Below are 22,680 nucleotides of genomic sequence, written 5' to 3'. Positions count from 1 at the left end.
ACCAGGTCTCTTTTCTCTTCTTGAAAGAAAAGAGACCTTTTTCATTTTCAATATTAATTTCTTTCTCTATCCTAAGTATTAAGCTACTTAACCGCATTGCGTACATGTTTAAGTTTCTCAAGAACCTATTTTTGATAGGATGCTGTGTCGCCAGCTATTTTTGGATACGCAAAGAAAGTATCACGGAGCATTGGCTATCCTCTCATCTACATACCCAAGTATCGATAGGACGTGTTTCCTTGAAAACTTCGGGTCTTAAAATTCGTCATGTATGTATTTATAATCCTATATCTTCAGAACGTTTTCCTTACGCAGCAGAAATTGAATCTATTGATGTAAGATTCTCCTTTATATCTATGTTATTAGCTAAAAAAATAGAAATTTCTGATTTACTCATTCGTGGGGCTAATCTAACAATATTTCCATATGATAATCATGGAACAAAAACCAACTGGTCTTTAGTATGGAAAAATTTCTCCACACAACAAGAACCTATAACTAATTCCTGGCTTGACCAAACTCCTGTATTGATTCGGCGTTGTGTTTTTATAAATACACGTGTTCATGGTACACGCGCAAACCAAAAAGATGTCCCTCCACTCTCTGTGCCTTCTTTAGAGTTCTATAGTATCGTCAATGCTTCTCAAGGACTTCCTAAATTTTCAACAGCACTCCCTCTACTCCTCTACCTTGCTGTTGAAGAAAGCCTCTATCACCTTAATCTTCCTGGAGATATTATAAAGCGAATTTCTCAACAAGCTCACGAATATTTCTATTCTGCCTATCCAGGATTTCAAAATTACCTTAACGAATCCAATAATCCTCGAAAATCTACAGAAGAACTTATGGGATTTGTTAGAGAATTATTCTTTCATTAAATTGGGATGCACCACTCATAAGATCCTTAAAGCAATTGTCTACATTCCACGTATTCTTTGCTTACGAAAAACCCAGGTTATAGAGAGTAGTTTGCTAAGTTACATTCTCAGGTATAGCAGGAAAAGTTATAATTCGAAATTGTTGTCTAAAATCTATAATAGTTATAGAGAATTCTCCAGAAAAATAGTAAACTATCTCTAAAAGCTGCAGCGGCAATTCGAAAATCTGTTTGAGTGAAATTCCTCTTGAGTAATTCCCAAAATGCTAGCGCTGTCTATCTAAAACATAGCTCGGACAAAAAAATCAGAGCTATAATTGCAAATGCACGTCGCTTCAGAATTTCCTGAATAACAAATTCATAACAGCAGAAGCCTCCAAGAGTAGATTCAGCAAGCACTGAAGTGGCTATATGAGTCAATTAATGTTATTATTAAAAAAGATAATGAAATCTTAAAATAAAAAGAAAAACCCGTAAGCAACTCCTTTTTCTATACTGAAAATGATTGACTTTTTACTATTTTTCCCTAGTATCTTTATGCATAAGGATTGTTCCGGAGTAGCTCAGCGGTAGAGCAGTGGACTGTTAATCCATTGGTCGTTGGTTCGAACCCATCCTCCGGAGTTTTTTATAGGGGTTAACCCTATTCTTCGCGTTTCTCCATTACAACACTCTCTCTTGTGCCTTACTTCTCACTACTAGAATCCTATAATTATTGCCGCTATGGAATGTCTTACCCAAGTAGGCCTCCATTGTTAGTCTTAAAACTCTGGCTAGTCTACTTAATGTTAATTTGACAGAGTGATTAAAATTATAACACTGTGAAGAAGATATCCATTTGCTGTCTTTCCTAAAAATTTAAAAAATAAAAAAGCAGTTCCAACTAAACTTATAACGTAGGCTGTAAAAGACGTATAAGCAGATTTGAGCAATAGCAATGTAGAGTTTCAGATTGTTCCCGCAAAAACTCTCGGACTTTCTTGACATTATCCTGAGTTAACTGACAATGGTCTGGAAGATACTCTATATGGGGGCCGGAAAGTACAACCATACCCTTGCCAATATACCGAGAAATAATACTCGCAGGTTGTCGGGGGAGGTCTACGTAACGCGCTTCAACGTAGACTTCGGGATAATCTTCAGCACCTTCGAAAACACAACCCCCATTAAATAAAGCCCAGCCTTGTCCAAACCCTGTAAACATTTGGGGAGTTACCTGTACTCCACTAGGACTTGTATAAGAGAAACCTTTACCATAAGCAGGGCCTATTGCAAGTCCTGGGAAAAAACCTAAATCACGCGCTTCTCGAAGGGGAGGGCCATCAGGTTCATCAAAATATACCATCTTAGCTCCAAAATAAGCTCCGGCACAAATACCCAAAAATCGCCCACCTTCACGAACATATTCCGCAATACGCGCAGTACCCAAGCCATGGAGTTTATTATGATACGGACGATCTACTCCTCCAGGAAAGACTAAAAGACGTGTGTAATCTTCCCACAAGGGATCATAAAGAAGAAACTCCCCATCGACTCTTTGAATCTTCAGCTCGTTTTCTCCCATATACTGTCGCAAAAAGCGTAGTGTATGGCGTAAATAATGGGTGGAGACTCCCTCACCACGATAAACTAAAATTTGTGTCCTCTCCATCACATAATCTTTTCCTAAAACTCACCTTTAACTCTAGATAAGGAATCAACTAAATAGTATAAACGTCGGAATATCTTTAAAAATCACTATCATGTTAAAATTGTGTACAATTTATCACACTATTTCCCATATTTTAAGAGAGCTCAGCATGTTTCCTAATACAAGCCAAAAACCTAAGGCCCGTAGTTTACTGACTGGGATCTTCTATAGTTTAATTGCTTGTTTCTACTGGGCAATCGTATTCGTCATTCCTAACCTACTTAAGTCTTTCAAAGAACTTGATATTGTTCTTGTCCGCTACACAATTTTTGGACTATTTTCCCTTATTTGTTGCATAGGAAAGATGCCCAGTCTTTTAAAAAAAACACCTCTATATATTTGGAAAAAAAGCATTCTTTGGACTCTTCTCGTTAATCCTATCTATTATTTCGGAATTACCCTAGGTATCCGTTATATAGGAGCTGCAATGACAGTCATGATCGCAGGGCTTTCCCCTGTTGCCATCTTATACTACTCCAATATTAAACAGAAGGAACTCTCCTATAGCATATTATTTGCCATCAGCTGCATTATCATTGCAGGCGTTGTCCTGACTCATATTTCTACCTTTCACCTCTCAATGACAACCTCCCTTTGGCAATATATCTTGGGTATTGGTGCTGTAACTCTATCCACAATTCTATGGGTAGCTTATGTGATCTGTAATCAAGCGCTTTTGGAGAAACACCCCTCCCTAGCTCCTGATGCTTGGTGCTATCTCTTGGGCATCAGTGCCTTGATTATCTGTCTCCCACTCATTATACTCTTTGATATTCTTGGTTTGACTCACATCACTCAAAACTTAATATCCCATAATCCGATTTCTGAGCGCTTCCTCTTTATTTCTCTGTGTGCAATTATGGGAGTATTCTCTTCAGCAAAAGCAATCACAGCCTGGAATAAAGCTAGCCTATACTTATCATCTGCCTTACTTGGCACCATGTTGATCTTTGAACCACTGTTTGGTTTGGTGTTTTCTTATCTCTATGCCCAAAATTTGCCTTCCATCCAAGAAAGTCTAGGAATATTTTTAATGCTAGGAGGAAGTCTATTAAGTTTGGTACTCTTTGGAAGAAAAGCGAGTAGTACCTCCCCAGAAGAGGTTTCTTAAACTCATGACTTCCTCATGGAATCTCCTAATAATTAGTAGATTAAAAAATTAATAAGCATTACCTTATAGGAACTTTTTTATCTACTTCTCCTAGGATCCTCGCCTTCTAAAAATAAGATTTAAAAATTCTATGGAGAAAATCTGCGGTCATCTAGAGCAAATCCTTTTTGAAAACAAAGATTCAGGGGAAATTACAGCCTACATCAAAGTCCCGTATAAAGCTCTTATCTTGATCCAAGGACAATTGCCGGCTTCCCTCATTCAACTAGGCACACAACTCCATCTCTATGGTGAATGGTGTTATACACGACAAAATGAAAAGTATTTTCGCATTCAAAATTATGACTCTTCCTTACCATATGAACACCGCGGAGTATTCAATTATCTTACCTCTAAACTTGTGAAAGGAATAGGTCCTAAAATTGCAGAAAGGATTATTGAAAAATTCCAAGACACGACTCCTGCTATTTTAGATACGACACCAGAACGCCTTAGTGAGGTGTCGGGAATCAGCCAAATACGTTGTGAAAGCCTCTGTAAGCAAATTCGAGAACAAAAAAACCTACGGACAACTCTACTTTTCCTTCAGAAATATAATATTGCCATTCACTACGGCGTTAGGATTTATAAAAAATATCAGGAAAAATCGATAGAAAAAATCTGTGAGGATCCCTTTTTACTCGCACGAGAAATGGAGGGTATTGGATTTAAAACTGCGGATTTCATTGCTTCACGACTTGGGGTACCCCCCAATTCTCCAAACCGCCTATGCGCAGGAATACAACATTGTCTTGAAGAACTTCAAGAGGAAGGTCACACCTGCTGTCCTCTTTCTATGCTCACAGAAACAGTCTTTAAACTCCTAAATCAAGATATTGCGGAGCAAACGATCACTGTTGAGGAAATCTTCTCACAAATCTATAGTATGCAAAGCCGTAAGCTCCTTCATATTCAAAAAATCGATGAGATTCTTCATGTTTGGACGCGCTACCTCTATCTTGCCGAGCAAACTGTAATCGCTGATTTAAAAAGAATTCTATTTTCTTCTAGAAAAATTCGTTCTATTAACAGTAGCAAGGCAATAACTTGGATAGAAGACAACCTCAATATTAAACTTGCAGAAAAACAAAAAGAAGCCATAGAAGCTTGTTTAGCAGAAAAACTTCTGATCATTACAGGAGGTCCGGGAACAGGGAAAAGTACTCTTACTCAAGCCATATTGAAAATCTTTGAGCAGATTACTTATAAAATTATCCTTGCTGCTCCAACAGGAAAAGCTGCAAAACGGATGACGGAAATTACTGGCAAGCATTCCGTAACTATCCATACCCTCTTACAGTATGACTTTAAAACAAAGTCTTTTCGGAAAAACCATGACAATCCCATAGATTGTGATTTGATCATCGTCGACGAGTCAGGAATGATGGATACTTGCTTGCTTCATCATTTTCTTAAAGCCCTTCCAGATTTCGCTATCCTTATCCTTATTGGAGATATCTATCAGCTACCCAGTGTAGGTCCAGGAAATATCTTAAAGGATCTGATTACCTCAAACAAAATTACTGTCATCAAGCTAAATAAAATTTTCCGTCAAGTTCATGACTCTGGAATTATCATCAATGCCCATAGAGTAAATGAAGGAGCGTTTCCTATGCTCCACTCTGAATCTGGTCGTAAAGATTTTCTATTTTTTCAAAAAGAAGATCCACAACAAGCTCTCAACCATATCATTTATCTCACTACAGAATTCGTTCCAAAAAAATACCATATTTATCCCCAAGACATTCAAATTCTAGCGCCAATGAAAAAAGGTATTTTGGGGATTCACAGCTTAAACAAGGCGGTAAAAACAGCTTTAAACCCTAAAAAAGCCAATCTGCACGGCAGGTTCTATTCGTACGCTGTCGGGGATAAAGTCATGCAAATCCGAAATAACTATAATAAAGAGGTCTTCAACGGAGATATCGGCTACGTATCAGCAATCAATTTTGGAGATAAAAGAGTGATCGTTCAAATAGAGGGAAAGCATGTAAGTTATTCCTTTACAGAACTCGATGATTTAGTTTTAGCTTATGCAACTTCAGTGCACAAATATCAGGGCAGTGAAAGCCCATGCATTATCTTGACAATCCATACTTCGCACTTCATGATGCTTTATAGAAACTTACTTTATACCGCAATCACAAGAGGTAAGAAGCTTGTGATCCTCGTGGGTACGAAAAAAGCCATTGCCATTGCCACAAGAAATGATAAAGTGCAGCATCGCTGCACAGGACTTGGAGATATGCTTAAGAGTCTCGGTTAAATTTCTCAGATTTAGGTTAAAGCTTTAAGATCCACTAATCTACAGTTGTAAACAACAACCAAGGAGATTGGAGTTTAAACTCCTCATTTATAGGATTTAAAAAATCAGAGTTCCATAAATCTCTAGCATAAGTTATGTCTACACTCCGATTCTCTAAAGATTTTGGAGCAAGCATCTTCCAAATAGCAAGAGCACTTTCAGGAATGATAGGATAGGAAATTAACGCCAACAATTTCTGACAATAGCAAGCGCAGAACAAGATAGCCTCTATACGTTTACGCGCACCCGTCTTTAATAATCTCCACGGAGCTTGATGATTAAAATAAACATTGCCCAAAGCAGCAAGTTCCATAATTTTAGAAGTCACCTTACGTAAACTATAGCGATTATAACACTCGTATACCTCTTGGATCAAATTGCCAATATCTTTAAGAAAGCTCCGATCGCAATCATCAAAAAGATCAGGGTTATACAATAACTGGGTGTAATTATTCTTCTCAGCAAATGCTAACACTCGATTAATAAAATTACCCAACTTGCCAACGAGTTCCGAATTACAACGTATTTTAAAATCTTCGAAAGTAAACTCACTATCCGAAGTCTCGGGTGCGGTAGCTGCAAGAACGTAACGCAATTTGTCCACAGAATAGGTAGCTAAAAATGCTTGCATATCTATGTAATTCCCATCGGACTTACTAAACTGGCGACCTTCGAAAAGATAAAATTCTGAAGAAACGATTGCATTGACCCTTTTGTAGGGTAGGCTTTGTCCCATTTCCATAGCAGGAAAAATAACAGCATGAAAGGGAAGATTATCCTTACCAATAAACTGGACATAATCCACTTCTGGATCTAACCAAAAGCGTTTCCACACCTCAGTATTCCCTTGTGATGCTGCCCACTCCATGGTGGCACTGATGTAACCTAAAGGAGCATCAAACCAAACATAAAATACCTTGTCGGGAAAGTCGGGTACAGGAATTCCCCAAGACAAATCACGCGTGATCGCTCTAGGTTTTACCTTTTCAATATAATCAACAACAAACTTACGCACATGATCAGATAAATAACAATCTGCAATAAAAGTACGTAACTGCTCCTTCATGTTATCTAATAGAAAATAAGAATGTTCTGTCTGCTTCAAGATCAGAGGAACTCCAGAAACCTTGGACCTAGGGTGTATAAGATCGATAGCTTCATAGTCAGCACCACAACGCTGACATTCGTCTCCTCGAGCTTTATTAAAACTACATCGAGGACAAGTTCCTTCTACATAACGATCGGCAAGAAAGCGATTTTCTTCCTCAGAATATAGCTGTTCTGTTAGACGCTTTTCTATTAACCCCCTCTTAAGCAACTGGTTATAAAAATCTTGCACTATATCTTGATGAAAAGGATTTGTAGTTCGAGAAAAAAAATCGAAGGAGAAGTGCAATTTATCAAAGGTATCTTTATGTAACTTATGATAGATATCCACGTACTCTTGATACTCTAAATCCATTCGATCCGCATTTAAAGTAATTGCTATCCCGTATTCATCGGAGCCACAGATATAGAGAACTTCATCACCCAGCAACCTACGGAACCTCGCATAAGCATCCGCGGGCAGATAAGCTCCCGTGATGTGGCCAAAATGTAAAGGACCGTTTGCATAAGGCAATGCTGAAGTAATCAAAACACGGGTAGGCATTATTTAACGTTACTCCAAGAATAGGCAGATAGATCTTTTTTCCTTGTGTTGCTGTTCTCTGAGCGTTTTTTCTCAATCGCAGGAGAGGGAGAGGGTGGGGTTTCTTCAATAAGCTCTATCTGAATATCTTCTCTATCTAATAAAAGAAGAGTCTCAATAGCAACATTAGAAGAGCGTACATCACCTTTAGTAATTTTAATCTTTGCCTGCTTAATTGCATAGTTCACTAAACTAAAAGGATTTTCAAAAAATTTATTTAAATGTTCATTGGTGAAACGATCTTGTTTCGTCATAATGTGTTCCTATGTTCTTCTGCTATAAAAATACTTTTTAAAACTGCATAAGCCCGATCTAATACATCATTAATAATGATATAATCAAACTGATGAGCCACTGCCAACTCTTCCGGACTATGTTCTAACCGTGCTTTTCTTTGGACTCCCTCTTCAGATCCCCTAGCAGTTAATCGTCTTGCTAACTCTTCATGAGAAGGGGGGGCAATAAAAATGGCTACACTCATCATTTTACAGCGGATAGCCAAAGCACCTTGAACATCAATAATCGCAATTGCGTGTTTCCCTAGTTGCCATATCTTTTCAATTTCTTGTGCACTCGTCCCATAGTACTGTCCAAAAAGAAAGATCCATTCAAGGAAATCTTCTTTATGCAAAAGCTTCTCAAATACATCTTTGGAAACAAAATGATAATCCTTACCGGGGATCTCTCCTTGACGAGGCTGCCGTGTAGTGACCGATGTTGTCTTGACAAAAGCATGAGAAAACTCTTCTTCCAACATGCGTATCAAAGTTGTCTTCCCTGCTCCTGCTGGAGCACTAATAGTAAAAAGCTTAGGGAAACATTGCGGGTGGTCGGGAGAAAAAGGCCTCTGAACTTGTGAATTCTTCATAGAATAACACACATTTGCTTGATAGGCGAAAAACTTTTTCTATGACAAATACATGGGCCATAAGTACGTAACGCTGCTAAATGCCTAGCAGTTCCGTATCCTTTATGCTTATCGAAGCCATAGTGGGGATAGAGCGTGTGTAACTCTCGCATTAAATTATCCCGGTACTCCTTTGCCAAAATAGAAGCCGCGGCTATCGATGCCGATTTAGCATCTCCTCCTATAATCTTTTTAGAGGGGAGCTTAAGAAAAAGGTCTAAACCATCTACCAAAAGAAAATTCGGTGACACAGACAAAGCGACTATAGCCTGAATCATAGCCTCTTTAGTGGCCTCTAAAATATTAATTGCATCAATTCTTTCTACAGAAACTTCACCAATACCGTAAGAAACTTCGGGATCACTAATTAAAGCCTTACAAACGGTAGCTCTTTGTTTAGAAGTTAATTTTTTACTATCATTCAAACCTACAAATATCTTATTTTTAGGTAAGACACACGCAGCAGCAACCACAGGACCTGCAAGAGGGCCTCGCCCTACTTCATCTACTCCTGCGATTATATCAAAACCTTGGGTAGTAACTTCTCTTTCAAAAACTGTCATCGAAAAAAAATGGCGGATTTCATTTTCATCGATAGGAACATTCATATAAGTGTCACAGGGTTAAATAAGCAGAATTATTTCTTCGAAGATCGCGGACCTACGTACTCTCTTACCTTGGCAGCTTTTCCTGTTTTTCCTCTTAAATAATATAGACGAGCTCTAGCTACCTTACCACGTTTGACTATCTCAATACTTACAATCTTAGGACTATTAAGCAAGAAACTCTTCTCCATGCCTTCTCCATAAGCAACACGATGTAGAGATACTGTCTCTCCAGCTCCTCCACCTCGACGCGCCATTACCGTCCCTTGAAATACCTGGACTCTCTCCTTGCCTCCTTCAGAAATCTTCGTAGCTAACCGGATAGTATCACCAACATGAAAATCCGGGAGATCACTTCTACACTGTTGTTGTTCTAATTCCTCAAGTAAGTTCCCCATAACATCACCTAAATGCCCTTCTTTGTTCTTCTGTCTTATTCTTTTGAGAAAACACCCAAGTATGCCCGTCAAGATCCTGTGCCATTACTAACAGGGTGCCCTGAGGACTTGCTTGTTTCTCGTGTACAGCTCCGCCACATAATTCCCATCTCTTTAAAAAGTTGAAAAAATCTGCTTCATAATAAAAGAAAAACGACATTGTAATAAAACCTTTTTCTTTTCTTCCAACTTCCCACAACCATAATTGAGTTTTGTTTTCATCAGGAAGAGAAAGTGTGTTCTCTTCTCCTTCCAATGATTCACATAAATTAAAAACCTTACAATAAAAATGCTTCGCTCGCTTTACTTTATTAACTTCCAAAACAATTGCTGCTTGTCCCCAACTTGAAGTGTGTGATAGAGGATTCCTACTCAATTCATTTTGTACGTTATCCTGTGAATGGTGGTAAAGATAACGAAGATACAAATCTGGGCGTCTAACCTGTGTCCTTTTTAGACTTTCGCGCTGTCTCCATTCGGCCATTGCTTTATGATTACCTTGGAATAAGACTTCAGGAACTTGATGCCCTTCAAAAACCCGAGGACGTGTATATTGAGGTCCTTTTAACAAACCGTTTTCCAAAGAATCACTTTCTGCACTCGCTTGATTTCCCAGTACACCAGGAACAAATCGAGATATAGCGTCGATGAGAACAAGAGCTGCGATTCCACCATTAGTTACCACATAATCGCCTATGCTAATCTCCTCGTCTACTTCACTATCTATAACACGCTCATCGATACCCTCATAGTGACCGCAGAGTAAAATTAAATGGGGGAACTGAGCAAGTTGACGACTTTTTGCGGCAGTTAACAAAGTGCCTTGTGGAGATAGATATACCACTCTAGAATCGTTTTTTTTTATACTTCTAATTGCTCGCACTAAAGGCTCTGCCATTAAAAGCATGCCCCCACCACCAAAAGGAGTGTCGTCTACTTGCTTCCACTTTCCAAATCCAAAATCACGCAGATTTTTAATCCCTATACTCAGTATGCCTTGCTTAATCGCTTTACCAAGTATACTGGTCTCTAAAGGACTATTAAAATAGTCTGGGAATAAAGAAAGTATGTCAATCTCCATCCCAAATTCACAACCTTAATTCGTAGTAGAAGCTTTCGCTGCTTCTGATCGTTTTAATGCGCGACGCTGACGATAAATGCGACGTTTGTTACGCACAACCACTTTACGAGCTTCTTTTTTAGAAATCAGTTCGGTATATACACCGGGAGCTCCTTGTTTTACTAAAGCTTCGGCTTTTTCAGTCAGCTCTGCTCCTCGTGTTAACCAATAAAAAATTCGCTCACTTTTTAGCTGATAATTTACTGCACTATGCGGATTATACCAACCCAATAGCTCAATATATTTACCGTCACGAGGCGACCTAACATCTGCGAGTACCAACCTATAAACCACGTGATTCCTACGCCCTTGCTGTCTTAAACGAATTTTTAGCGCCACGAATTGCCTCCTGACATTTTCTTGCTCATTTGTTCCATCCTCTTCTTAGTCATACCTTTAAAAAATTTTTTCGATTGCGTCATACGTTTACGAAACTGATTCACTTCTCCTAGAGTCAGACCACAACCAAAAGCAATCCGTTTCATACGACTCATATCCAGAATCACCTCCTCCCTTCTCTCTGCAAGAGTCATGGAGAGAATTATTGCTTCTGTTTTTTTCATATGTTCCTCAGAATCCACCAATTCCTTCTCACTAGGCTTAGTATTATGAAACCCTGGCATCATCCCTAAAAGCTTCCGTAGCGGTCCCATACGACGAAAAGCCTGCATCTGCTTATAATAATCTTCATAAGTAAACGTAGCTTCCACCAATTTTTTATTGAGCTCTTCGTTTTCTTTTTCAGAAATGCATTGACGCATTTCATCAACAAAATTTATGGTATCCCCCATTCCAAGAATACGATCAGACATAGATTCAGGATTAAATGCACGAAAATCTTGAATTCTTTCTCCGCACCCTTCAAACTTAATTGGTTTCCCTAAAACACTCTTGATTGAAAGTACTGCCCCAGCACGAGCATCTCCATCCACCATAGAGAAAACAATTCCCGTCAAATCTAAATACTTATCAAAAACTTGAGCTGTGGCTACTGCATCTTGGCCTGTAGCAAGATTCATAACAAAGAGACGCTCTTTTGCCTGCACAACTTGTTGTATCGCCGCCAATTCTTCCATCAGTGTGTCATCTACATGAAGACGACCAGCAGTATCAATGATAACAAGGTCGTGTTCCTTTTCTTTAGCATACCTCATTGCTTGTGCTGCTACCTTTACAGAATTTTCCTCTTCTGTATGATAACATTCTGCCTGTGTTTGTGAGACTAAAATTTTCAATTGATCTATGGCTGCAAATCTTTTAAGGTCGCAGGGAACTACTAAAACTTTTTTTGCTTTCTGTTTTTGAATAATATGAGCTGCAAGCTTAGCAACGGTTGTTGTTTTTCCTGATCCTTGTAAACCAAAAAGAAGCATTGCAGAGGGGCGCCCTTCTATAATCAGTTCTTCGCGACCATCACGGAGAAAAGCAGTTAATTCTTCATGTAAACAACGTATAAATTGCTGGCCTGGGGAAACATGTGTCCAAACTTCGTCCCCAAGAATTTTCTGTTTTACTTTCGCAATAAAGTCTTTTACTACGTGATAATTGACGTCAGCATCTAGAAGTGCTAACCGCACTTCCCGAATTGAATCAGAAATATTTTTTTCAGTTACCCTATGAGAAGAGACTAAAGAAGAAAATACAGAAGACAACTTTTGTGATAAAGAACCGATCATTTACCTAAAAAATCAAGAATACACCCTTGAGGATACAGGATCCCTTTGATCTATTTCAAGAAAAAAAATCCTATCCCAACCAGCTAAATCTTGGTATACATTTCCAGAGATTCCCTGTTTAGAAAAAATATTCTGTACTTCGCGCCCCTGGTTATATCCTATTTCAAGCCATCCCACACCCTGCAAAGCCAAAACCTTAGGTAATTCTTGAGCTATGCGTTCATAAAACTCCAATCCTGTAGAACCACCAACAAGGGCTTGCCAAGGTTCATAACAACGCACTTCTGGATCAGATTGAATTATTTCTCTATAAGAAAGATACGGAGGATTACATACAAAAGCATCTCCCGGACTTACATAAGGATCAAACAAATCTCCTAGGAGAATCTCTACATCTAAATGATTATTCACAGCATTTTCCTTGGCTACAGAAACTGCTTGGGAACAAATATCTGAAAGTACTACTTCAAGATGTGGACAGGATTTTTTTATAGCTAGCCCAAGGCACCCACTACCGCAACAAACATCATAAAAAGTATGGATTTCAGGATGGAAAGATACATAAGTCACAATATGTTCAATAAGAAGTTCGGTTTCTACTCGAGGAATCAGTACGCGAGCATCTACATGTAACTTAAGTCCAAAAAAACAAATAGAACCGTGAACATAAGCTGTCGGACATCTCTGGCCACGTTTTTGCAAACGCTTACGGTATTCTAAGAGCATAGATTCGGAAACCCAAGATATCTCAAATAATTGCGCGCGCGTAGCAAATCCAAGAAGGTCCATAAGAATATATGCTGCTTCACGCTCATAAAAAGGGATACCATGATAAGCTAAGTAGGCAGTGCCTTCTTTAAGAAGTTTCTTGATTTCCATGTTCTAGCAATTGATGATAGGCATGGCTGACTAAGGCTGTTGTGATAGGATCTAAGTCACCTTCCATTACTTTATCCAAACTATATAAAGTTAGGCCTATTCTATGATCTGTCAGACGATTTTGGGGGAAATTATAGGTTCGAATTCTTTCTGAACGATCTCCACTTCCAACCTGAGCAGAACGCATAGCCGATGCCTCCTCGTGGCGCTTATGCATTTCAGCATCACGAATACGAGCTTTAAGAATGCGCATAGCTTTATCTTTATTCTTGTGCTGACTACGTTCATCTTGGCAAGTAACCACAAGCCCTGTAGGCAAATGTGAAATCCTTACAGCAGAATCTGTAACATTTACGTGTTGCCCTCCAGCACCAGAAGCTCTAAATGTATCAATTTTTAAATCTTTCTCATCAATGACAATCTCTGTATCATCTTCCAGAGGTTCTGGAAGTACAGCAACAGTAACTGCTGAAGTATGAACTCGTCCTTGGGTTTCTGTTTCAGGGACCCTTTGAACCCGATGTGTGCCCGCTTCATATTGCAGCAATCGCTTGACTCCCATCCCAGAGATACCCATGACATATTCTTTATAGCCCCCCAAATCAGATTCTGAGACGGAAAGCACCTCGTATTTCCACCCTTTAACAGCTGCATAGAGATGATACATCCTCACACAATCTGCAACAAAAAGAGCAGCTTCATCTCCTCCTGTCCCTGCGCGTAATTCCATAATAACATTTAAATCGTCATCAGGATCTGGAGGAACAAGCAAATTTTCCAACAGCTTATTTAAACGCTCAAGCTTACCCTTACTCTCATCAATACCCTCTGTGAGCATAGCAATCATTTCGGGATCTGTTTCTACAGCCAAAGCCTGCTTATCATCGGTAAGTACTTTTTCTTGACTTAGGATTCGATCATACATTCCTTTTAATTCCAAAAGGCGTGCATGTTCTTTACTGAGTTTACTATATTCCTTAGGACGGTTGAAAATTTCAGGATTGGAAATTTGTGTTTCTATTTCTTCTAGACGTTTTAAATATTCACATATCTTTTTTTTCATGCATCAACTTCATTATCAATGAGCTTACAAAGGCAATGTGCATTAAACACCCCAACATCCATGAATTCAATATCATTCCCAGGAAGCTTTACAGTACTTAGCAGCATGCTAAATCATATTAAGTATACAGCATCAAAGGCCATGTTGCAAGATGGAAAACCAAATAAAAAATACACCACAACTATTCAATCTTAAAAGAGTTGTAATGTATTTTAAAGAGGAGAAAAGCTTAGTTTAAGTAAAGAAATTACTTTTTTTTCTTTCCTACAACCTTCTTTTTACTTTTAACGGTAGGACGTGTCTTTTCTTCAGCCTGTGGCTGCTGCAAAGGCTGTTTTCTAGCGCTATAACGTTTTAAAAATTTATCAACACGACCTTCAGCATCTACAAATTTCTTACTTCCTGTAAAGAAAGGGTGTGAGGAAGAAGATACGCTAACATAACATACAGGATATTCTTGTCCTTCAAAGACTTCTGTCTTATCACTCTGATATGTGGATCCACATACAAACTTATAGCCTGTAGAAGAATCTACAAATAAAACTTGCCCATACTCAGGATGAGTATTCTTTTTCATATTGACAACTCCAAAATCACCATCTTACCATAGGGAATTACAGCACGATGTTTTAGGAAAAAATTTTAGCGAAATATTTGATGAAAAAGCAAGGAAAAATACTTTTCTTATTTCTGGGACTCTTATTGACGACTCCTTTAAGCGTCTATTCTTCTCAACCCATGTCCACGCGAACTATAAAACAAAATATTTTTCTTGCTAAGCCAGGTGACTACACAGTGTTGAGTCGCGGGACACAAAGGATTTTTTTACTTGTGAAATCCATGACTCCTGACGCTGTTTGGCTAGAAATACTTGACTTTCCCTGTCTAACCTATAGGGATCGTACTCTTACACAAAAGACTTCATGGAAAATAGCAATCCATCAACTCAATTCTTCTTCCAAGATTTTCGTATTTCTACTGCACTCACAATATATTAAGATGTTTGCTTTAAATATGGAAACTCACACCTTAGTTCCTCTCACTAGCTTTGAAGAAGCCCCTTTATTTAGCAAGATTCTACAACTTTCGCTACTTCCTGCACCTAAGGAATTGATAAAAATACAAGGCAAAAACCAGACACCTTGGTCCCCCAAAGTTTCCATTGAAGGTACTCCCCAGGTTTCTGTAGCTACGGAAATGTGGCATGGTCTATGGCCTAATGACCTGAGTCCTTTGTCTGGAACTGATGTCTTAATGTATTTTACGTTTCCTGAAATCTCCGTCTTCCCCTTATGGGCGAGCATTCAGACTCCTAAGGGACCCGTGACATTACGAACTATCGATGTAGGGCATGAAGCAACATCACCTTACACCTACTCTTACCCACAAATTCCTCTGCCCTAGAAGATCTTTTGATAATTCAGCAAAATATTTTTGATCAAAAAATCTAATGCGATAGAATATACTCACAACTTCCGCTAGGTGGAATCATTTTGAATGCGTACTATGATTCCTTTCTATTTTAGGTTGTGATTGTATGGGACGAATCTTGAAAAATCCAAAATAGCCTGATTAAAAACGAAGACTTAGCTTTTTAACCCAGTATCTCTATGAAACAACACTATTCTATACGTAAAAGTCGACAAATTCTTCACCATACTTATAAGCTCCTTAAAACCAAAAAATTAGCAAAGCATCCGCAATCCTACCAATATTTACATAACCTTTTAGAGCAACTAGAAGGTGCTATTTTTCAACGTGATCAAGAAACAGCGAGCAATTTAGCCCAACAAGCATTGGAATTTTGTAAAAGGTTTCCTAGTTCTTTTGTAAAAAAAGTTTATGAGCTTATCAAAGCGATTCTTTTCGCCGGTATTGTGGCTTTTTTAATTCGTCAGTTTTGGTTTGAACTTTATGAAGTTCCTACGGGATCCATGCGACCTACGATTCTAGAACAAGATCGCATTCTGGTTTCTAAAACAACTTTTGGCTTGCATTATCCTTTTAGGGAAAAACCTTGGGGCTTTAATCCTGAGTCAATTACTCGAGGAAGCCTTGTTGTCTTTACTGTAGGAAATCTTCCGATTCCTGACGCTGAAACAAAGTATTTTGGTTTTATTCCTGGAAAAAAACGTTACATCAAACGTTGTATGGGAAAACCCGAAGACATTTTATATTTTTATGGGGGGAAAATTTATGGTCTTGACAAAGTAGGGAATCCAATCTATCCACCTTCCGACAAACGTTTAGAGCATCTTTACCATGTCCCCTATATCTCATTTGATGGCACAACAAACGTGAATGTCCAAAATGGGAAAACCTTGATATACTTTAAGCAAATGAACCGGGCATGTGGTAAGCTTACCCTACCTCAAATCAATGCTTATGGCCAGTTTTTTTATAATCAGGCTTGGCATGATGATCTCCCAAATAAGTTAAAAGATTTGCATGTTTCACCAGTAAGCTATGCAGATCTTTTTGGTATGGGTCACTATGCTATGGTACGTATTCTCACCCAAAAGCAAGCCATGCAAGCTCATTCTTTACTAACCCAAAACTCAACAACCCAGGCGTATCTAGAAATTTGTCATACTCCAAATATTTCCTATCCTCCCCCTCTATTACATCATTATGATCAAAGATTAATTCCTTCAATTCAGCCTATGAAAACACTTCTTCCGCTGCGTCAGGAGCATTTGCATCTTATTCGGAATAACTTAACTACATCACGTTTTGTTGTTGTAGGAGGCCTTGCTTATAAATATCATCCATTTAAAATTAACACTTCAGGAGCTGCACAAGCCTATGCTCTTGCCTTTCCTACAGTTCCTGACGGCTGTTATGAATATTCCAGAGGACAAGCTTACCAAATTGGTTTTGGAGGCATGCGTCACAAGTTAAAATCCTCTCATCCTTTAGCTCAACTTAATGACAATCAAGTCGTAGAGCTTTTCAACTGTGGTGTTAATTTTAGTTCCATTTACAACCCTATAAATCCACAACAAGCTCCTTTACCTAATCGTTATGCTTTCTTTAACCAAGAGAACCTTTACATCATGGATTCTCCAGTTTTTATAAAGAACGATCCTATGCTACAAAAATTTGTTGAATCTGAAAAAACTAAACAAGCTGAGTCTTCATCCACCCGACCCTACATTGCTTTTATTGAAAAAGGTGCTCCTCCCACAGATCCTGAAGAATTTGCCGAGTTTATTCGCAATTTTGGAATTCAAATACCTAAACGACACGTCCTAGTCCTAGGAGATAACTACCCAATGAGCGCTGACAGTCGCGAATTTGGTTTTGTCCCCGTGGAAAATCTTTTAGGATCTCCTATTTGTACTTTTTGGCCTTTAGACCATTTTCATAGACTTGCTAATGTTTCGGCACCAACGACTCTACCAGGTTACTTAGTTAATGGAATTGCTCTTACATTTATATTATCTTTAGCTGGCTATATTTATTATCAAAAGCACCGTCGTTTATTCCCTAGACAAGAATCCCAACAGGATAAAAAGTAAATTTACTCTTATTCAAAATAACCACGGACAAGATGTTCTTAGGCTAGGATAGAACTAATTACAGTAATATTTGCCGCATGACCATTGATTTCCCAGTCCTCTCCATCATGGTGTGAGACTTCTACAAATTCATATCCTGTAGTCAGCGTCTCCTCACAAATATAGGTTTCATATTGTAAAAAGGCTTTGTGCACTACCTCAGAACTCTTTATTTTCAGCGCAATGCGATCAGATACGTGAAGCTTTTGATTTCTTCGCATTGTATTAATCTTGTTCACTAGCTCACGAGCTATAGCTTCAGTAATCAGTTCTTCTGTCAACTTGCAATCAAGTACTACAATAAACAACGCTGAGTTTCGAGCAACGTATCCAGGATCTACTTGACGGCAGAAAACAATATCGTCACTATTTAAAATGATTTCTTTTCCATCAAGATTTAACAGACAATCTTGTCCCTGCTCTAATTGCTTAATTGCAGTTTTATCAAGTTCTGCGAGAGCCTTTTGTACTTCCTTTATTTTTGCTCCGACTTTTTTACCTAAGGAACGAAAATTAGGTTTTATAGTTGTGACTACAAAATTCGGAGTTTCTTGATAAAAGACGACTCGTTTCACATTAAGCTCTTCTGCAATCAGAGTCTCGAACGCCAATAACTGATCCAAACGATTCTTAGATCCAATAATATAAAAGTTTGCTAGCGGCTGCCGCACCTTCAGCCTGTGCTCTTTACGCAAAGAGTGGCCAAGTCCAACAATATCTCGGACATCTTTCATGTTTTGCTCTAATGCGGGAAGAATCTTATCCATGTCAACTTGAGGGAAATCACAAAGATGCACAGATTCTTTATCATTTGTAGTTTTTAGCTGCTGGTAGATTTCCTCAGCTATAAAAGGAACAAAAGGAGCAATTACCTTACAAAATACTCTGAGCACTTCATAAAGTGTTGTAAAAGCTGCCCTGCGATCTAAGGAATCTTCAGCCTCCCAGAATCGTCGCCTACAGCGGCGTACATACCAGTTCGTGAGGTCATCGATGAAAGTCACAAAGGGCTCTACAGCTAAGTTTAAATGATATATTTGCATGCTTTCACGAACTTTACCTACAACACTGTACAAATTAGATAAAATCCACTGATCTATTTCTACAGAACTTGGTTCTTCTTGAACTTGAGCATTAAATTCGTACAGTTCTGTATAAATCTTAAAAAAAGCTATTACATTCGTTAGAGGAAGAAGTATCTGCTTAAAAATACCTTCAACACCCTTATCAGAAAAACGCAAGTCTTCAGCTTTTACTACAACGCTATGTAGTAAATACAATCTCAAAGCGTCAGCGCCATAAATATCCAAGATATATTTAGGGCTAGAATAGTTATTTAAACGCTTTGACATCTTATTTCCATCTTCTGCAAGAATAATGCCATTGACAATAGCATTATGAAATGCAGGTTGATCAAATAAGGCTGTAGAAATTACTGTAAGAGTATAGAACCATCCTCGAGTTTGATCGAGTCCTTCAGCAATAAAATCCGCAGGAAATGCTGCTTGAGTCTTTTCTTGATGTTCAAAAGGATAGTGGTTCTGTGCATAAGGCATAGCTCCAGAATCAAACCAGCAATCAAAAACATAGGGAACACGATAAAAAACTTTTCCTTCCTTCACAATCTTTAAAGAATCCACAAAATGTCGATGTAAATCACTAATCTGAGTTTTTGTGAACTCTTCAAGTTCTTGGACAGAACCTATAACTAGAATATCTCCATCTATACTTTTCCAAATCGGCATAGGTGTCCCCCAATAACGATTTCTACTAATTGCCCAATCGCGAGCTCCTTCAAGCCATTTCCCAAACCGACCCTTTTGTACATGCTCAGGCACCCAATGAATATGACTATTCACTCGAAGGATCTTATCTTTGATCTTTTCCACAGCTACGAACCAAGAGTTTACTGCTTTATAAATTAAAGGAGTGTCTGTCCTCCAGCAAAATGGATACCGGTGCGTCGAAGTACCATGATAAAATATCTTACCCACATGTTTCAAAAACTTGATGATTTGTTTATCTGCATTTTTAATGTATTGACCTTGATATTCAGGGATCTCTTCTGTGAAATTGCCATGGTCATCTACAGGACACACCATGGGAATATGATTTTCCTTACAAAGCAAAAAGTCCGCCTCACCAAAAGCGGGTGCCATATGGACGATTCCTGTGCCTTCGTGCTCTTCTACAAAAGAACCCGCAAGCACTCGAAATGCTCCCTCTTCACGTTTAGATGCAAAAATAGAAAAAGGCGGCTCATAAGTCTTACCAATAAGAGCCTGTGCAGAAAAGCTTTCTAAAATTGTAAATGTTTCAGGATTAGCAAACCAACGAGCAAGAGACCCTTGACCTAAAATCCACTGCTCTCGTGTTTCTTTATCTTCGACACGAATATAGGTGATATGCCCTCCGACAGCAACTGCCATATTGGAGGGAAGAGTCCATGGTGTGGTTGTCCATACAAGTAAAGAAGCAGGATCTCCCTGTAGGGGCATTTTGAGCACAATTGAAGGATCAGCTACTTCTTTATAGTTCTGACTTGCCTCAAAATTGGAAAGAGGGGTACCCAATTGGGTAGAAAAGGGAACAACTTTAGTTCCTTCATAAACCAATCCTTGGGTATAGAGGCACTTAAACACCCACCATACACTTTCCATAAAGGAAGCGTCCATAGTTTTCCATGTAGAGGAAAAATCTACCCATCGCCCTATACGATTGATATAAGCTTCCCATTCATGAACATATTGAAAAACAATTTTACGACACTCTTCATTAAAAGCACCAATTCCAAAATTTTCTACAGCTCCTGGTGAGGTAAGATTGAGTGATTTTTCCACTTCATACTCTACGGGAACTCCATGGCAATCCCAACCAAAACGTCGAGGAACATAATAGCCATTCATTGTAGCATAGCGGGCAACAACATCTTTAATTGTGCTCGCTAATAAATGTCCGTAGTGAGGTAGTCCTGTTGCAAAGGGTGGGCCATCATAAAAAGAATAAAGAGTACAACCTTGACGATTTTTTAAAGATTTTTGAAAAATTTCTTTTTCTTTCCAAAACTTTAAGATCTGCTCTTCCCTTGCAGAAAAGCTATCTTTATTCTCCAAATTGTCGGTCATGTTTTTGTCTCTGGTATAATCTAAATATAAAACTATCTCAACATAAAGCTTTTTGAGGTTTTCGTCCACAGCTCTCCTCTATGAAAGGAGGGGGAAGAATTCACACTGAAGTAGCAATCTAAAAAGTCGTATTTGCAATAAAACAAGAAGAAACTTTACAATGATCTTTGGGGGTGTATAGGTTTCGACTTGAAAATGAAGTGTTAATTGCATGCGGAGGGCGTTGGCTGGCCTCCTAAAAAGCCGACAAAACAATAAATGCCGAACCAAAGGCTGAATGCGAAATTATCTGCTTCGCTGACCTCATTGAGGAAAGAGTTGCTGCTTAATTAGCACAAGTTGTTATTTAGAGATAACCTCTAGATAACCCGATGTTCACCAGTTCTACCAGAGGCTAGTGAAACATCGTCATCTATCTGGTTGGAACTTATCTTCTCTAATTCTCAAGAAGGTTTGTTCGAGATTATTGAGATTCATTGGTTCTTATAGAGGCTCCTAGCTGAGAGAATTCAATGTACTTACTCTAGGAGATAAGCATGTAGAAATTTACAGGGAGTTTATCAAGGACGAGAGTTCGAGTCTCTCCACCTCCATTTTTATAGACAAAGTCTAATAAAATTTAGTTCTCAAAAAAATCCTATAAAGGATTGTATTTATGCTAAATCAGGCGAAGTATTTTCCTATATTTTGGAAAGTTTTTTCACGCCTAGTTATTCAAATCTGTACTTAAGGCGGAATCGTTTTGCCTTCTTAGTATAAAAAAGTCCCAATACGAACATATACATTTGCAATCGAGCATAGTCTCATCGCTTCTGTTTCCATTTGTTCGCACATGAAACCGACTGTTATGTATCACACTACAACTTCCAAAACCAAGAGATCGACTCTGACGAGAGTATGAGTTTCAGGATAGTGATAGCCTAATAGCAATCTGATCCGTATTGTTCGTTACTTTCCATTACCATTCCAATAAAATTTATTTTTTATTGTTAAGATCTTAACCCTTTATATCTTAAGGATTATTAAAGAAAATTTTTGAGAAAAAAATATTTTTTTAGGCATTATAGAAGCAATTTATTGTATTTGCACAAAGCGGACATGAGCATTATCTCTAATCGAATTTTTCTAATACAACATTCCCACATATCTTGGAGTGCTGCTCAAGTTCAAAATTTATTGAACATTCCACTAAATAATCCGCTTTACCGTTCTCCTATTGAAAAAGTTCTCAGCTATTTTCCCCTCCTGAGTACGATTACAGGGATGCGTGCTCTGCAAGGAATAACCGAGCTTGAGAATCTAATTACTATTCGTATGGGTAACTTCAGTAAGAAATGTCGCACCAAACCCTGCGTCTTAATTCACAGGGAAATACCCAAAATCCGCTTTAATGCTTGGTTAGAAGTATTTGGCATAAAAGCCATCTATTATTTAATTCAAGGAATCATCAAGATTGTACGTATCCTTATAAGATTCTGCTCAGAATGTTTCCATGGAAAAAAAGACACACCCCTCCCAACACCATTAAGTCCACAACCAGTTCCTATGCAATTAAAGACTCCACAACAGGAAATAGATGAGGTGTATGGTTAAAGT

At 38.4% G+C, this 22,680-nt stretch carries 19 protein-coding genes, 1 tRNA gene and 1 other RNA gene; 8 read left to right on the top strand and 13 right to left on the bottom strand.

Features of this window, described 5'->3' with window-relative positions:
- Positions 1–104 precede the first annotated feature (104 nt).
- Together Cs308_RS03600 and Cs308_RS03595 are read left to right on the top strand one after the other, a co-directional pair.
- Positions 105–878, top strand: coding sequence for an AsmA family protein (locus tag Cs308_RS03600; protein ID WP_066483441.1), 774 nt, complete (start codon positions 105–107; stop codon positions 876–878).
- 551 nt (positions 879–1,429) lie between these two features.
- Positions 1,430–1,501 (top strand) — tRNA-Asn (locus Cs308_RS03595).
- 265 nt (positions 1,502–1,766) lie between these two features.
- On the opposite strand, the gene Cs308_RS03590 is transcribed toward Cs308_RS03595, so the two are convergent.
- Positions 1,767–2,528 carry a BPL-N domain-containing protein gene (locus Cs308_RS03590; protein WP_066482664.1) on the bottom strand — a complete coding sequence of 254 codons (762 nt, stop codon included), beginning with the start codon at positions 2,526–2,528 and terminating at the stop codon, positions 1,767–1,769.
- Between the two features lie 148 nt (positions 2,529–2,676).
- Here Cs308_RS03590 and Cs308_RS03585 point away from each other — a divergent pair, with 148 nt between their 5' ends.
- Both Cs308_RS03585 and recD2 read left to right on the top strand, forming a co-directional pair.
- The gene (locus Cs308_RS03585) at positions 2,677–3,678 is read left to right on the top strand and encodes a DMT family transporter (RefSeq protein ID WP_066482662.1); all 1,002 of its coding nucleotides are present in this window, start codon (positions 2,677–2,679) and stop codon (positions 3,676–3,678) included.
- A 130-nt stretch (positions 3,679–3,808) separates the two neighbouring features.
- Positions 3,809–5,983: an SF1B family DNA helicase RecD2 gene (recD2, locus tag Cs308_RS03580; protein WP_066482660.1), complete on the top strand. Its 2,175-nt coding sequence runs from the start codon at positions 3,809–3,811 to the stop codon at positions 5,981–5,983.
- 34 nt (positions 5,984–6,017) lie between these two features.
- Here recD2 and metG read toward each other — a convergent pair whose 3' ends face one another.
- From metG to Cs308_RS03525, 11 genes are all read right to left on the bottom strand, one after another.
- Positions 6,018–7,673 (bottom strand): methionine--tRNA ligase, encoded by a 1,656-nt coding sequence (gene metG, locus Cs308_RS03575; RefSeq protein ID WP_066482656.1) that lies wholly within the window; start codon positions 7,671–7,673, stop codon positions 6,018–6,020.
- Positions 7,673–7,966: a hypothetical protein gene (locus tag Cs308_RS03570; RefSeq protein ID WP_066482654.1), complete on the bottom strand. Its 294-nt coding sequence runs from the start codon at positions 7,964–7,966 to the stop codon at positions 7,673–7,675. Before Cs308_RS03570 ends, metG begins: the two co-directional genes overlap by 1 nt.
- A complete protein-coding gene (gmk, locus tag Cs308_RS03565; RefSeq protein ID WP_066482651.1) occupies positions 7,963–8,580 on the bottom strand; it encodes a guanylate kinase in 618 nt (205 codons plus the stop codon). The genes Cs308_RS03570 and gmk overlap by 4 nt, the downstream gene beginning before the upstream one ends.
- Positions 8,577–9,227, bottom strand: a complete 651-nt coding sequence (locus tag Cs308_RS03560) for a ribonuclease HII (RefSeq protein ID WP_066482648.1) — start codon at positions 9,225–9,227, stop codon at positions 8,577–8,579. Before Cs308_RS03560 ends, gmk begins: the two co-directional genes overlap by 4 nt.
- A 29-nt stretch (positions 9,228–9,256) precedes the next feature.
- Positions 9,257–9,622: a 50S ribosomal protein L19 gene (rplS, locus tag Cs308_RS03555; RefSeq protein ID WP_066482647.1), complete on the bottom strand. Its 366-nt coding sequence runs from the start codon at positions 9,620–9,622 to the stop codon at positions 9,257–9,259.
- A 4-nt stretch (positions 9,623–9,626) separates the two neighbouring features.
- On the bottom strand, positions 9,627–10,742 hold the full coding sequence (trmD, locus tag Cs308_RS03550) for a tRNA (guanosine(37)-N1)-methyltransferase TrmD (protein WP_066482645.1): 1,116 nt from the start codon (positions 10,740–10,742) through the stop codon (positions 9,627–9,629).
- A gap of 15 nt (positions 10,743–10,757) precedes the next feature.
- Positions 10,758–11,120 carry a 30S ribosomal protein S16 gene (locus tag Cs308_RS03545; protein ID WP_066482644.1) on the bottom strand — a complete coding sequence of 121 codons (363 nt, stop codon included), beginning with the start codon at positions 11,118–11,120 and terminating at the stop codon, positions 10,758–10,760.
- Complete coding sequence (gene ffh / locus Cs308_RS03540) at positions 11,111–12,457, bottom strand: signal recognition particle protein (RefSeq protein WP_066482643.1); 1,347 nt, start codon at positions 12,455–12,457, stop codon at positions 11,111–11,113. The genes Cs308_RS03545 and ffh overlap by 10 nt, the downstream gene beginning before the upstream one ends.
- A 12-nt stretch (positions 12,458–12,469) precedes the next feature.
- Positions 12,470–13,336, bottom strand: coding sequence for a peptide chain release factor N(5)-glutamine methyltransferase (gene prmC / locus Cs308_RS03535; RefSeq protein WP_066482642.1), 867 nt, complete (start codon positions 13,334–13,336; stop codon positions 12,470–12,472).
- Positions 13,314–14,399 carry a peptide chain release factor 1 gene (gene prfA, locus Cs308_RS03530; protein WP_066482640.1) on the bottom strand — a complete coding sequence of 362 codons (1,086 nt, stop codon included), beginning with the start codon at positions 14,397–14,399 and terminating at the stop codon, positions 13,314–13,316. Before prfA ends, prmC begins: the two co-directional genes overlap by 23 nt.
- A gap of 247 nt (positions 14,400–14,646) precedes the next feature.
- Positions 14,647–14,976: a type B 50S ribosomal protein L31 gene (locus Cs308_RS03525; protein ID WP_066482638.1), complete on the bottom strand. Its 330-nt coding sequence runs from the start codon at positions 14,974–14,976 to the stop codon at positions 14,647–14,649.
- A gap of 125 nt (positions 14,977–15,101) precedes the next feature.
- Here Cs308_RS03525 and Cs308_RS03520 point away from each other — a divergent pair, with 125 nt between their 5' ends.
- Together Cs308_RS03520 and lepB are read left to right on the top strand one after the other, a co-directional pair.
- Positions 15,102–15,803: a hypothetical protein gene (locus tag Cs308_RS03520; RefSeq protein WP_231881964.1), complete on the top strand. Its 702-nt coding sequence runs from the start codon at positions 15,102–15,104 to the stop codon at positions 15,801–15,803.
- A gap of 206 nt (positions 15,804–16,009) precedes the next feature.
- Positions 16,010–17,920 (top strand): signal peptidase I, encoded by a 1,911-nt coding sequence (gene lepB / locus Cs308_RS03515; RefSeq protein WP_066482636.1) that lies wholly within the window; start codon positions 16,010–16,012, stop codon positions 17,918–17,920.
- Positions 17,921–17,958: 38 nt separating this feature from the next.
- Here lepB and ileS read toward each other — a convergent pair whose 3' ends face one another.
- Entirely contained in the window at positions 17,959–21,084 is a 3,126-nt protein-coding gene (gene ileS, locus Cs308_RS03510) for an isoleucine--tRNA ligase (protein WP_066483438.1), read from the bottom strand.
- Positions 21,085–21,253: 169 nt separating this feature from the next.
- On the opposite strand from ileS, the gene ssrA reads away from it, so the two are divergent.
- Positions 21,254–21,680: a transfer-messenger RNA gene (ssrA, locus tag Cs308_RS03505) on the top strand.
- Positions 21,681–22,182: 502 nt separating this feature from the next.
- A complete protein-coding gene (locus Cs308_RS03500) occupies positions 22,183–22,677 on the top strand; it encodes a hypothetical protein (protein WP_066482634.1) in 495 nt (164 codons plus the stop codon).
- Positions 22,678–22,680: the final 3 nt, after the last annotated feature.

The sequence above is a fragment of the Candidatus Chlamydia sanziniae genome (assembly GCF_001653975.1).
Lineage (GTDB): Bacteria > Chlamydiota > Chlamydiia > Chlamydiales > Chlamydiaceae > Chlamydia > Chlamydia sanziniae.
The sequence above is the reverse complement of the archived record's forward strand: the minus strand, read 5'-3'. Positions and strand labels throughout refer to the sequence as shown.